This is a genomic window from Streptomyces virginiae (assembly GCF_040638905.1).
Classification (GTDB): Bacteria; Actinomycetota; Actinomycetes; order Streptomycetales; family Streptomycetaceae; genus Streptomyces; species Streptomyces virginiae_B.
Genome location: NZ_JBEZYV010000017.1, coordinates 1 through 12,535 on the forward strand (window position 1 = coordinate 1; position 12,535 = coordinate 12,535).

The 12,535-nt window shown below is 73.3% G+C and carries 6 protein-coding genes; 4 read left to right on the plus strand and 2 right to left on the minus strand.

The annotated features are described in order from the left end of the window. Positions 1-260: 260 nt before the first annotated feature. Positions 261-632 (minus strand): low affinity iron permease family protein, encoded by a 372-nt coding sequence (locus AB0F82_RS22730; protein ID WP_362630672.1) that lies wholly within the window; start codon positions 630-632, stop codon positions 261-263. Positions 633-1,329: 697 nt separating this feature from the next. On the opposite strand from AB0F82_RS22730, the gene AB0F82_RS22735 reads away from it, so the two are divergent. The 4 genes from AB0F82_RS22735 to AB0F82_RS22750 are packed head-to-tail and all read left to right on the plus strand — an operon-like array spanning position 1,330 to position 11,498. Then, positions 1,330-3,087 carry a fatty acyl-AMP ligase gene (locus AB0F82_RS22735; RefSeq protein WP_362630675.1) on the plus strand — a complete coding sequence of 586 codons (1,758 nt, stop codon included), beginning with the start codon at positions 1,330-1,332 and terminating at the stop codon, positions 3,085-3,087. Positions 3,088-3,134: 47 nt separating this feature from the next. After that, a complete protein-coding gene (locus AB0F82_RS22740) occupies positions 3,135-9,473 on the plus strand; it encodes a type I polyketide synthase (RefSeq protein WP_362630678.1) in 6,339 nt (2,112 codons plus the stop codon). A gap of 1 nt (position 9,474) precedes the next feature. After that, entirely contained in the window at positions 9,475-10,638 is a 1,164-nt protein-coding gene (locus AB0F82_RS22745) for an acyl-CoA dehydrogenase family protein (protein ID WP_362630681.1), read from the plus strand. Continuing rightward, entirely contained in the window at positions 10,635-11,498 is an 864-nt protein-coding gene (locus AB0F82_RS22750) for an alpha/beta hydrolase family protein (RefSeq protein WP_362630683.1), read from the plus strand. Before AB0F82_RS22745 ends, AB0F82_RS22750 begins: the two co-directional genes overlap by 4 nt. A 17-nt stretch (positions 11,499-11,515) precedes the next feature. On the opposite strand, the gene AB0F82_RS22755 is transcribed toward AB0F82_RS22750, so the two are convergent. Beyond that, entirely contained in the window at positions 11,516-12,532 is a 1,017-nt protein-coding gene (locus AB0F82_RS22755) for a TolB family protein (protein ID WP_362630686.1), read from the minus strand. Between the last annotated feature and the right edge of the window lie 3 nt (positions 12,533-12,535).

Consider the following 12,535-nt stretch of genomic DNA (forward strand, 5'->3'; position numbering starts at 1 on the left):
TGGGGCGGGGACACGGCGGAGTGTCCCCGCAGGACGAGGCGCGACCACCGGGTACCACCGCGACATGCCCGCGGGCGCCGAGCCGAGGAGACACTCCGGCGGGGCACCGCCCCACACCACCAAGCCCCGCCGGCGATTGAGGCGCGGGCCCGGGGCAGAGCCCCAGCACCCACCGGCCAGCCCCAGCCGAACCGCAGGGCCCGGGCACCCATCCACCCGCCCCAGCCGAACCGCAGGGACCCGGCCACCCCGGCGGGAGGCTACTCGTGGTGTTCCAGGCCGATCGCCTTCTGGAGGTTCTTGTGGGCCTGACCCCATTCGCCCTCCTGCTGTTCCAGCAGCGCCGCGGCGATGGCGTCGAGTTTGACCTGGATGGCGTGTTCCGCGCGGCGTTCGGAGTTCTTCAGCAGGGCCAGCAGGAGCAGGGCCACCGCGCCCATCGCGTCGCCGACCAGGTGCTGCCAGCTCGTGTCCAGGTGGAGCAGGTGGACCACAAGGAAGGCCGCCACCAGCAGGACGCAGAACACGGAGAAGGGAGCGGAGCTGGTGAAGTTGGACGCCAGTTCCGCGAGCTTCTCGAACCGCCCGAGCTCGTCGTCGTCGCCCTTCTTCGCGGGGTGCTCAAAGGTCATGCTCCACGCCTGCCCGCTGCGGCTCCCCGAACCCCCCGGTTCGCCCGCTTGTGCCCGAAGGTGTCGCGGCCGGGCCGAACGGCCCATACCCCGCACGGCACCGCCGAGAGGATATTGCGCCAGATTGGCAAGATGACTCCGCGCCAAACGATCATTTTCGCTCAGCAAGCTTCAAACACGATCATCCGACGCTCGCCCCCGTCACCCCCGCTCGGGATACCCCCACCCCGCCCGTCGACTGCCCCCGACCCCGGCCGAGGATGGCCGAAACCACTCGGGCCGCCCGGAATTGCAGACAACTTCCGGCCATTCAAAGCGAGTTGACCTCGCAGCAAGGGTCAACCTAAGGTTTGGACCAGTACTGACCAGTACTCCTATTCCAGCTTTGGCTGTTTCCGTGCTCCACTCCGCCAATCCCATCGCAGGGGAATGAATCAGGCCGATGTTTGCGGATCAGGATGCGATGGACGCCGGCTGCGTGACCTCGGGTCGATCGCCCCGGAGAGCTCCGCGCATCCTCGTCCCCAGATCCGTGGTACCGCGGAGAACACCGGCCCCGTGAGCCCCGGAGCTCCGGCACCCCGAAGAGGGGGAACCCCGCGCGGCAGCCCTCCCGGCGCCGCGCGTCACGTTCGCCGTCCGCCTGCCGGCCCGCACCCGGTGCGAACATCCGATCCGGCATTGAATGAGGCTGAGAATGCTTGACGCTGCCCTGGACCAGATCCACTACGAGACGGTGGTCGACGCCGTGCGCGCGCACGCCGCGCGCATACCGGACCATCCGCTGTTCACCTTCCTCCCCGACGGCGAGGAGGCCGAGCCCTCGCTGACCTTCGCGGCGCTCGACGCCAAGGCGCGGGCCGTCGCCGCGAGCCTGCACGCCGCGCACGTGGAGCCCGGCTCCCGTGCGCTCCTGCTGTTCCAGCCCGGCCAGGACTTCGTCGTCGCCTTCTTCGGCTGCCTCTACGCGGGCGTCGTCGCCGTGCCCGCGTACCTCCCCCACCCGGCGCAGCGCGCCCGGGGCCTGCTGCGGCTGGCCGGCATCGCCGAGGACGCGCAGCCCGCGGCCGTGCTGACCACCGCCGGGATCCGGGCGGCCATCGAGACGACGGCGCGTACGATCCCCGAGGTCCAGGAGACGGCCTGGCTGGCGGTCGACACGATCGCGGAGGGGACCGGAGCGAACTGGTCCGCACCGTCCCCGGAACCGAAGTCGGTCGCCTTCCTGCAGTACACCTCCGGCTCGACCGGACGGCCGAAGGGTGTGATGGTCACCCACGGCAACCTCACCCACAACACCGACCTCATCCGCACGTCTCTCGGAATGGACGGCTCCACGGTTGTCGTGGGGTGGCTGCCGCCCTATCACGACATGGGACTGATCTCGATGATCATCGTTCCGGCGATGATGGGGATCCATTCCGTTTCCATGCCGACCGTGGCGTTCCTGCAGAGTCCGGTGCGCTGGCTGCGCGCCATATCGACGTACCGGGGAACGCTTTCCGCGGCCCCCAACTTCGCGTTCGATCTGTGCACCCGGAAAGTCACCGAGGAGGACCGCGCGACCCTGGACCTTTCGTCCTGGCTCGTCGCGACGAATGGTGCCGAGCCCATTCGCGCCGAGTCGATGAAGCGGTTCTCCGAGGCATTCGCGTCCACCGGATTCCGCCCGGAAACCATCGTTCCGGTATACGGGCTCGCGGAGAGCACGCTGCTGGTGAGCGGGGCTCCGATCGAACGGCCCTGGGTGTTCCGGTCCTTCGACGAGAACGAGCTCGAACGCGGGGCCGCGGTGGTCGTGCCCGACGACAGCCCGGGCGCGCGCGTCCTGGTCAGCTGCGGCGTCAGCCGGGCCCTCGACGTGGCCGTCGTCGACCCGCAGGCGCGCACCCGGTGCCGGCCGGGACAGGTCGGTGAGATCTGGGTCGCAGGCGACAGCGTCGCGGTCGGCTACTGGCAGCGTCCCGACCTCAGCCGCGAGGCCTTCGAGGCGACGCTCGCCGACGGCGACGACCAGGGCCCGTACATGCGTACGGGCGATCTGGGCTTCCAGACGCAGGACGGTCTGTTCGTCTGCGGACGCATCAAGGACGTCATCATCGTGGGCGGGCGCAACCACTACCCCCACGACATCGAGCGCACCGCCGAAAGCGCGCACCCCGCGCTCCGCCCCGGCTGCGTCGCCGCCTTCGGTGTCAGCACGGACGGCGTGGAGCAGGTGGTGGTCGCCGCCGAGCTGCGCCGCGAGGCCGGCGACGGCTCGGACCGGGAGGCCCAGGAGGGCGTCGTGAACGCCGTGCTGCGTGCGGTGGCCCAGGAGCACCGGCTGACCGTGCGCGAGGTCGTCCTCCTGCCCGCCGGGACCCTCCCCAAGACGTCGAGCGGCAAGCTCCAGCGCCGCGAGACCCGGAAGGAGTACCTGGCCGGCCGGTCGCCGTGGAACGCCCAGCACTGACCCGCACCACCACAGAACAGCGGAACAGCACGACACAGGGGGAGCACATGAAGGACACCGAGCTGGAAACCTGGCTGCGCCGGCGCATCGCCGAGCTGGCCCGCATGAGTTCGGCAGACGAGATATCGGTCCACGAGCCGCTGGCCGCCTACGGCCTGTCCTCGATCGACGCGGTGGCGCTGGCCGGTGAACTCGGCGCACTGCTGGGCCGGAAGGTCTCGCCGACGGTCGCGTACGAATTTCCCACGCTCAAGGAGATCCTGGACCACCTCCAGGGCAGGCGGCCCGACCGGGGCGGCCTCACCGCACCGCGCCGCAACGCCACAGCCGGCGCGGCCCACGACGAGCCGATCGCCATCATCGGCATGGGGTGCCGGTTCCCCGGGGCCGACGGCCCGGAGGCCTTCTGGGACCTGCTCGAACGGGGCGTGGACGCCGTCGGCCGGGTCCCCGACGACCGGTTCGCCCGCTGGGGCCGCGGCGACGGCGGCACCGACCGCGCCGGCGTCGGAGGCTTCCTCGGCGGCGTCGGCGGACTGGACCTGGACTTCTTCGGCATCAGCGAGCACGAGGCCGCCAAGATCGACCCGCAGCAGCGGCTCATGCTGGAGGTCGCCTGGGAGGCCGTGGAGGACGCGGGGATCGACCCGTACGGCCTGGCCGGTTCGGCCACCGGCGTCTTCGTGGGCATCTCCAGCTCGGACTACCGCGACGTCCTGGCGAACTCGCCCTCGGCGGACGCCTATTCGCTGCTCGGCGGGGCGTCCAGCGTCGCCGCCAACCGGCTCTCCTACGTACTCGACCTGCGCGGCCCGAGCCTGTCCGTCGACACGGCCTGCTCCTCGTCCCTCGTCGCCGTCCACCTCGCGTGCGAGGCGATCCGCCGCGGTGAATGCGGCGTCGCCATCGTCGGCGGCGTGAACGTGATCCTCACCCCGGCGATCACCGAGGCGTTCGACAACTCGGGCGTCATGGCACCCGACGGCCGCTGCAAGGCCTTCTCGGCGCGGGCCGACGGCTACGTGCGCAGCGAGGGCGCTGGTGCGGTCGTCCTCAAGCCGCTGAGCGAGGCGCTGCGCGACGGGGACCGCGTCTCGGCGGTGATCCGCGGGTCCGCGGTGACCTCGGACGGGCGGACCAACGGCCTGCTGGCGCCCAGCCGCCGGGCGCAGGAGGACGTGGTGCGCCTCGCGCTCGCGGGCGCGGGCGCCCGCCCGTCGGAGGTCGGCTACGTCGAGGCCCACGGGACGGGCACCGCGATCGGCGACCAGATCGAGGCCGCCGCGCTGGGCACCGTTTTGAAGCAGGGCCGCGCCGAGGACCGGCCGTGCGCGATCGGCTCGGTGAAGACGAACCTCGGGCACCTGGAAGCGGCGGCCGGCATCGCCGGCCTGATCAAACTGGCCCTCTCCTTCGAGCACGGGGCCCTCCCGCCGTCCCTGCACTGTGCGGAGCCGAACCCGGACATCGACTTCGACGGGCTGGGGCTGCGCGTGCAGACCTCGCTGCGCCGCTGGGAGTCTCCCGAGGAGCTCGGTCTGGCCGGAGTGAGCTCCTTCGGTTTCGGCGGCACGAACGCGCACGCGGTGCTCGGCCCCGCCCCCGCCGCCGTTGCGGAGGCGGAGCCCGCGGCGCCCGCGGGCGACGGGCACCCCGTACGGCTCCTGGCCCTGTCGGCCGCCACCGAGGCGGCCCTGCACGCGCAGGCCGCCGGTCACGCGGCCTGGGCCGCCGGGGTGGACGAGCACGAGCTGGGCCGGGACACCGCCGCGGCGACGCTGCTGCGGGGACGCGGCGGGCCACGGGGGCGCGAGTTCCGTGCCGCCTTCGCCTTCGCGGACAAGGAGGAGCTCCTCGGCCGCCTGCGCGAGCCGTTCACGGCCGCGCGGGGCGTACCGGACGAGGCGGGCGTCGTCTTCGTGTTCCCCGGACAGGGCGCGCAGTGGCTCGGGATGGGCCGGGCCCTGCTGAAGTCTGAGCCCGCCTTCGACCTGGCCGTCTCGCGCTGCGAGCAGGCCTTCGCCCCGTACGTCGACTGGTCGCTGCGCGAGGTCCTGACCGAGGAGGACGCCGCTGCGCTGCTGGAGCGCATCGACGTCGTCCAGCCCGCGCTCTTCGCGATGCAGGTCGCGCTGGCGGCGCTCTTCCGGTCGTGGGGCGTGCGGCCCGCCGGTGTCGTCGGGCACAGCATGGGTGAAGTGGCGGCGGCCCACGTCGCGGGCGCGCTGCGACTGGAGGACGCGGCGCGGATCATCTGCCGGCGCAGCGCCCTGATGATGCGTCACCGCGGCCAAGGATCCATGGCGCTGGTCTCGCTCCCCGTCTCGGACGTGCGCAAGGCCCTGGAGCCCTACGGGGACCGGCTCTCGCTCGCCGCGCACAACGGGCCGAGCACGACGGTGGTGTCCGGGGAGGCCACGGCCGTCGACGCGTTCGTGACCGCCATGGACGCCGAGGGCGTCTTCTGCCGGCGGGTCAAGGTGGACGTGGCCTCGCACTGCGCGCTGCTGGAGGACCTGCGGGAGGACCTCACCGCCGAGCTGTCCGGGCTGTCGCCGCGTGCCGCGACCGCCGTCTTCTACTCCTCCCTGGTCGGGGAGCGCCTCGACGCGCAGGCGCTGGACGCGGGCTACTGGTGGCGCAACCTGCGCGAGCCGGTGCTGTTCGCCGACGCGGTCCGCACGGCCGGGGCGGCCGGACACCGGGTGTTCCTGGAGATGAGTCCGCACCCGCTGCTGTCGGTGTCGGTGACCGAGTGCCTGGAGGACGACGACCGCGCCGCGGCCGCCCTCCCGGCGATGCGGCGCTCGGACGGCCGGGCGCCCTACGAAGCGGTCGCCGCGCTGTTCGAGGCCGGGTGCGAGATCGACTGGGCCGCCTTCTTCGGCGGCCGGCCCCGGGCGGGCACGCGGCTGCCCGCGTACCCCTGGCAGCGCCAGGAGCACTGGGTGGAGCCCGAGGGCCCCCGCTCGGAGGGCACGCTGGTCACCGGGGCGCTGCCGGTCATCCGGGACCACCGGGTGCAGGAACGGGCGATCGCGCCCGCCGCGTGGATGCTCGACGCGGCGCTGAAGGATCTCAATCCGGACCGGGTCGGCGGGTACGGCCTGAGCGACGTACTGGTGACGAACCCCCTGGCCGTCGCCGAGGGTGAGGCCCGGCACGTGCGGGTCTCCCGGCGGGTCCGCGCGGGGAACGAGCCCTTCCTGTCCGTGGAGAGCCGGGCGGCCGGCGATCGGGGCTCCGCGTGGGAGGAGCACGTCTCCGCCACGTGGTCCGAGGCCCCGCCGGCCCCGGACGCGGCGGACCTGTCCGCGATCCGCCTGCGGTGCCCGCGGCGCGTCGAGCCCGATGTCCTCTACGAGCACCTGGCGGCGTCGGGGCTCTCGTACGGGGACACCATGCGGATGGTGACCGGGATGTGGCTGGGCGAGAAGGAGCTGCTGACCCGGCTCGCTCCCCCGTCCCCGCGGACCGCGGGCCGGCCGCTGCCGGCGGACGTCGCGGACGGGGCCATGCAGTCCATCGCCGGGCTGTCCGTCGACGGCGGCGCCGACGGGACGTTCGTGGGGTTCGGCTACGGACGGGTCGACGTCTTCGCGCCCTGGTCGGGTCCGGCCTTCGCCCACGTGCGGCTGCTCGGCGAACTCGAGGCCGACGCCGACACCTTCGACTGCGACGTGGACGTACTCGATCCCGACGGGCGGGTCCTCGTACGGTTCACGGGCGTGTCGCTCAAGCGGATGCGCACCCGGCACTCCATGCGCTTCTTCGCCGTGGACGCGCGGCCGCAGCCGCGGCCCGCCGAGACCGACGCGACCGCCGCCGCCACGCCCGTCGTCCTCCTCACCGCGGACGCCGGCCGGTGTGCGGCGCTGGTGGAGGAGCTGGGCCGGGGCGGCGGCGGGTGTTCGGTCGTCCCGCTGCCACAGGGAGAGGAGGCGGCGGCGTTCCTGGAGTCGCTGCCGGAGCGGGCGCGCCTGCTCGTCGTGGAGCCGGAGCGCGAGGCGTTCCTGTCGTTCCTGCGGGCCGCCGCGCGCACCGGGTCCGCCGCGCGCCGCGAGCTGGCGCTGGTGACCGGCGACGTCGCGCTGCCCCCGCTGCTGCGCGCCCTGGAGCAGGAGAGCGCCAGCTGGTCCGGGCGGGCCGTGCGGGTCGAGCCGGAGGAGCTGGCGACGCGGGAACTCGCCCGGGACATCGCCGCGGAGCTCGCGACGGCACCCGGCGCGTTCTGCGTCCGCTACCGGCACGGGGAGCGGACCGTCCCGTCCCTGTCCCCGGTCGAGCCGGCCTCCGGCGAGGCGGACCTCCGGCCCGGCGGCGTCTACTGGATCACGGGCGGCCAGGGCGGGCTCGGTTCCACGCTCGCGGTCACGCTGGCCCGCGAGGCGGGCGCGCGGGTGGTACTCACCGGGCGCCGTCCGGAGGTCGACCCGCGGCTGGAGGAGGCGGTCGACGCGGCCGGCGGGCGGCTGCTGTACCTCCAGGCGGACGTGACGGACGCGGCCGCGGTACGGCGTGCCCTGGACGAGACGCTGCGCCGCTTCGGGGCCCTGCACGGTGTGATCCACACCGCGGGAATCCTCGACGACGCGCTCGTCGAGTCGACGTCGGCCGAGCGCATGAACACGATCATCGCGCCGAAGGAGCAGGGAGCCCGGATCCTCATCGACGCGGTGGCGTCGGAGGACCTGGACTTCATCGTGCTGTTCTCGTCCATGGCCAGCCTGTTCGTGACGCCCGGGCAGGGCGCGTACGCGGCGGGCAACGCCACGCTCGACGCGCTGACCGGTACGGTGCGCAGCCGGCGCACGCCCGTGCGCACGGTCAACTGGGGCCCCTGGGCGGAGCTGGGAATGGTCGCCGACCCCAAGTACCAGGCCCAGCTGCTGGAGTCGGGGCTGCACCCGATGTCGCCGGAGGCGGGCGCCGCCGCGTTCCTCCGGTCCCTGGGCAGCTCCCACCTGCAGCTGGCGGTCCTGGACGTGGGCGACGAGGTCGCCGACGGTCTGGTGGACCGGTTCAACCGCGGGCACGGACAGGCCGGGGCGGCGCCGCGGGCGCGCGCTGCGCGTCCGGACGGCGCGGCCGGCTCGGCGGCGGACTTCGTCCGGGCGGAGCTGGCCCGGGCCCTGCGCCGCTCCCCCGCCGAGATCGACACCTCTGCGCGCTTCGACCGCCTGGGGGTCGACTCGCTGCTGGCCGTGTCCCTCACCCGCCGGATCGGCGCCCACTTCGGGCTGGAGCTGCCGGCGACGTTCATGTTCAACCACCGGACGGTGGACGCCGTGGGGCTCCACCTGGAGGGGCTGCTGGGGCCGGCCGAGCCCGAGGGGGCGCAAGCGCTGCCCGAGCTGCCCGCGCAGAGCGCGCAGGAGGTCACGCTGGACGAGGCGGAGCTGCACAGCACCGTCCCCGGCTACACCATCGCCGCGGGCCCGGCCGGGCTCGACATGCGGCTGCGGGACGTTCCCGTGCGCAAGGCCGGGCCGGGCGAGGTGGTCATCGACGTGCGGGCCGTCGGCGTCAATTTCATCGACGTCCTGGCGACCACCGGTTTCCACCCGTTCCTGTCGACGCCCCCGTTCGTCCCCGGGCACGAGGTGGCCGGCGTCGTCCACGCGGTGGGCGACGGCGTGGAACACGTGCGGCCCGGCGACGCGGTCATCGCGCTGACCCCGGACGGCGGTTACGCGGCCCGCGTGACGACGGCCGCGTACACGGTGGCTCCGCTGCCCGAAGGCGTCAGCGCCGTCGATGCGGTCTCCGTGCTGATCAGCGGCCTCACGGCCATCGCGTGCCTGGAGCGGGAGGCGCGCGTCCACCCGGGCGACCGGGTGCTCGTCCAGGCAGCGGCCGGCGCGACCGGTACGGCCTGCGTGCAGCTGGCGCTGCACCACGGCGCCACGGTGTTCGGGACGGCGAGCACGGAGGCCAAGCTGGACCACCTGCGGGCCCTGGGAGTCCAGCACCCGATCAACTACGCGGAGGCGGACTTCGCCGAGGCCGTACGGGAGCTCACCCCCGACCAGGGGCTCGACCTCGTCGTGGACTCGCTCTCGGGGGACGCGGTGGGCCGCGGCCTGGAGCTGCTGCGGGCCGGGGGGCGTTTCATCGAGATCGGGGCGGCGGGGGTGCTCGACCTGGCCGTGGACGGCCGCGACCTGTTCATGAGCAGCCGCTCCTTCTGCACCGTCAACGTCGGTGCGCTGGCCCGTGATCCGTCCCGGCTGCGGCCGCTGATGGACCGCCTCGTCGAGCTGATCGACGCGGGCGTGCTCCGTCCCTCGGTGGGCGGTGTCTTCGCCTTCGAGGACGCCCCGCAGGCGATCACGCAGTTGCGCAACCGGGCCAACATCGGCAAGTTCGTCGTCACCGTTTCTTAGGATGGTCGTGGAAGAATCTCGCAGTCGATCAGAGTGGAAGCGGAAATTCCGCACGTTTGCCGATGAGGTGATGGCCCCGCACGTACGCCGCTACGACGAGGAACGGGCCTTCCCCGTCGAGATCCACGAGCGGGCCGCCGCCGAGGGCATCCTCAACGCGGCCTTCCCCCAGGAGCTGGGCGGCGCCGGACTGTCCTACACGGAGTTCGGCCAGGTCATCGGCGAACTGTCCGCGGTCTGCCCGGGGATGACGTGGACGCTGGTGTTCAACCGCGGCGCGCTGCACCCCGTGGTCGCCGCCGGCACCCCGGAGCAGAAGGAGCTGTTCGTCACGCGGCTGCTGAAGGACAACGGCTACGCGGCCCTCGGGCTCACCGAGCCGGAGAACGGCTCCAACCTGCTGGCGGCCGCCACCCGCGCCGTGCAGACGGATTCGGGCTGGCTGCTCAACGGCGGCAAGTGCATGTCCGGGAACGGGACCGTCGCCGACGTGTTCATCGTCCTGGCCAACACGGTGATGGACAACCGCAAACGCGGCCTGTCGTTCTTCGCCGTCCCGCGCGACGCTCCGGGCGTGACCGTGAGCGAGGACATCGACAAGGCGGCGTTCCGCTGCCTGCCCACGCCCTCGGTCACCTTCCGGGACGTCGCCCTGGAACCGATCAGCCTGATCGGGAGGGCCGGGGACGGGGAGATGCTGCTGAACGAACTCCTCGCGACCATCCGCATCGGCGGCGCCGCCTGCGGCACGGGCATCGTCGCCGCCATGCTGCGGGACGCGCTCACCTGGGTCGGCGAGCGCCGCGTCTACCCCGACGACCGCATGGACACCCTCAGCCACGTCCAGCTGACACTGGGCCGGTTGTACGTCGAGCTGTGCGCCGCCCGCAAGCTGCTGGACGAGGCGACGGCCCTGGCCGATCAGGGACTGCCCTTCGGCAAGGAGAGCTCCATGGCGAAGTACTACGCCACCGAGCTCGCCGTCCGGGCCTCGAACGAGATCCTCCAGCTGTACGGGTGGCGCGGCATCGCCGCCGACCACGGCGTCGAGAAGCGCTGGCGGGACGCGCGCGCCCTGACCATCTTCGAGGGCTCCAGCGAGATCCAGCTGCTGAACGTGTTCCGCGAAATGCGCAGGACGGCCACGAGCGAGGGAGGTCTGTGAGCACGTCCGTCGAAGTGACCACCGAGACCGTGCGCGCCGGGGACGGCGCCACGGCACAGGTCCGGCTGCACCGCAGGCCCGACGATCCGTCGGCACCCGTCCTGGTGTGCATGCCCGCCATGGGCACCAGGGCCGCGGCCTACGCCCCGCTGGCGGACGCCCTCGCCGGGGCCGGCTTCCAGGTGGCCGTCGGCGAACTGCGCGGGCAGGGCACGAGTTCCGTGCGCGCCGGGCGGGGGGTGCGCTACGGCTATCACGAGATGGTGGCGTACGACTACCCGGCGCTCTTCCGCGCGGTGCAGGCGGCCTTCCCGGCGGCTCCGCGCCACCTCCTGGGGCACAGCCTCGGGGGGCAGCTCGGCGCCCTCTACCTCAGCCAGGAGCCGCACATGGCCTCGGGCGCGGTCCTGGTGGGAGCCCCCTCCTGCCACTACCGCGGCTGGCCGTTCCCGCAGAGTCTGGGGATGCTCGCCGCCTTCCAGCTCGCGGCCGCGTTCGCCGCGGTGTACGGGTACTTCCCCGGCCGCCGCATCGGGGTCCTGGGCAACGACTCCGCGCAGGTCCTGAGGGACATGGCCACGCAGGTCCGGACGGGCCGCTACCACGTGCCGTCCTGCGAGGTGGACTTCGAGCCGGCACTGGCGAAGCTGGAGCTGCCGGTGCTGGCGGTCGCCGTCAAGGGCGACGCCATGGCACCGCCCGGCGGGGTGCGCGCCCTCGCCGGGAAGCTCACGAGCGCCCGCGTGACGTACTGGGAGCTCGCGCTCGGCGAGGGCGCCAAGGGCAGCCGGCACTACGCCTGGATCCGGGACAGCGCCGCGCTCGTGGCACGGGTACGCAGCTTCGTGGACCAGGTCTGACGGCCCTCCCCGGCCCGTCAGCCCAGACGGGCCGGGGAGGAGGCCCCGGGGGTCAGCAGTTCGGGGCTGCCGGAGCCGTCGGCCGGCACGGTCCACAGGTCCGTACGGTCGGCGGCGCCCTCGGCGGGCAGGGCGTAGGCGAGCGTACGGTCGTCCAGCCAGGCGGCCTGGTCGTCGACGCTGCGCTTCTCGGCGAGCGGACGGTCCCGCGACGTCCCCAGATCCATGACGTGTTCGCGCCACAGCGAGGCCCCGGCCCGCACCCGCTTCTTGTACGCGATGCGCGTCTCGTCCGGGGACAGGGACGGGCATTCGACGTTCTTGGCGAGGGTGGTGACGGAGCGCCGCGAGACCGAGCCCTTGACCAGGTGCGTCTCGCCCGCCGTGGAGAGGGTGGCGTAGAAGGTGTCGTCGTCCTTCGCGAAGGTCACGCCCCAGAAGTTCACGTCCTGGGCGCGGTAGTCCCGCCCGTCCATGGTGATGGCGAACTCCTCCAGGCTCGCGTCGAGCTTCCAGGTCCTGGTGTCCAGGATCGCGGTGCGCGTGGAGAAGAACGCGGCGCCGTAGGACTCACCGGAGACGAACACGGTCCAGGCGGCGAAGCGGCCGCTGGGGGAGACGCGGGCCCGGCTGGGCGTGCCCGCCAGGGGGAAGCTGCGCACCTGGCGCAGCTCGGCGTCGACGATGACCGCCTTGTTGTCCTGGGCGAGCGCGCCCGGGCTGGAGCGCAGGCAGACGCCCGTCCCCGCCGCGGCGTGGAAGCGCCGGCAGGTCAGGTCGGACACGGTGCGGGGGCCGTCGGGCGCGTCGGCCGGGACGGAGGTGAGGGCCCCGCGGTCCGGGCCCTGCCCGCTGCCCAGGAAGGCCAGCGTGTCCCGTCCGGCCGTCAGCGTGACGGCCCCCGCGGTCGCCTCCGCGCCGCCCGTACGGGGCTGGTCGGCGCGGGAGGCGGCGCGCTGCACCAGGGCGGCGCCGACGCCCCCGAGCAGCAGCACCGCCACCGCGAGGACGAGCAGGCGGCGGGAGCGTGTCATCGG

What these genes read in the sequence shown, in the direction of transcription:
- AB0F82_RS22730 (WP_362630672.1), bottom strand. Translation starts at nt 632, where the DNA reads ATGACCTTTGAGCACCCCGCGAAGAAGGGCGACGACGACGAGCTCGGG.
- AB0F82_RS22735 (WP_362630675.1), top strand. Translation starts at nt 1,330, where the DNA reads ATGCTTGACGCTGCCCTGGACCAGATCCACTACGAGACGGTGGTCGAC.
- AB0F82_RS22740 (WP_362630678.1), top strand. Translation starts at nt 3,135, where the DNA reads ATGAAGGACACCGAGCTGGAAACCTGGCTGCGCCGGCGCATCGCCGAG.
- AB0F82_RS22745 (WP_362630681.1), top strand. Translation starts at nt 9,475, where the DNA reads ATGGTCGTGGAAGAATCTCGCAGTCGATCAGAGTGGAAGCGGAAATTC.
- AB0F82_RS22755 (WP_362630686.1), bottom strand. Translation starts at nt 12,532, where the DNA reads ATGACACGCTCCCGCCGCCTGCTCGTCCTCGCGGTGGCGGTGCTGCTG.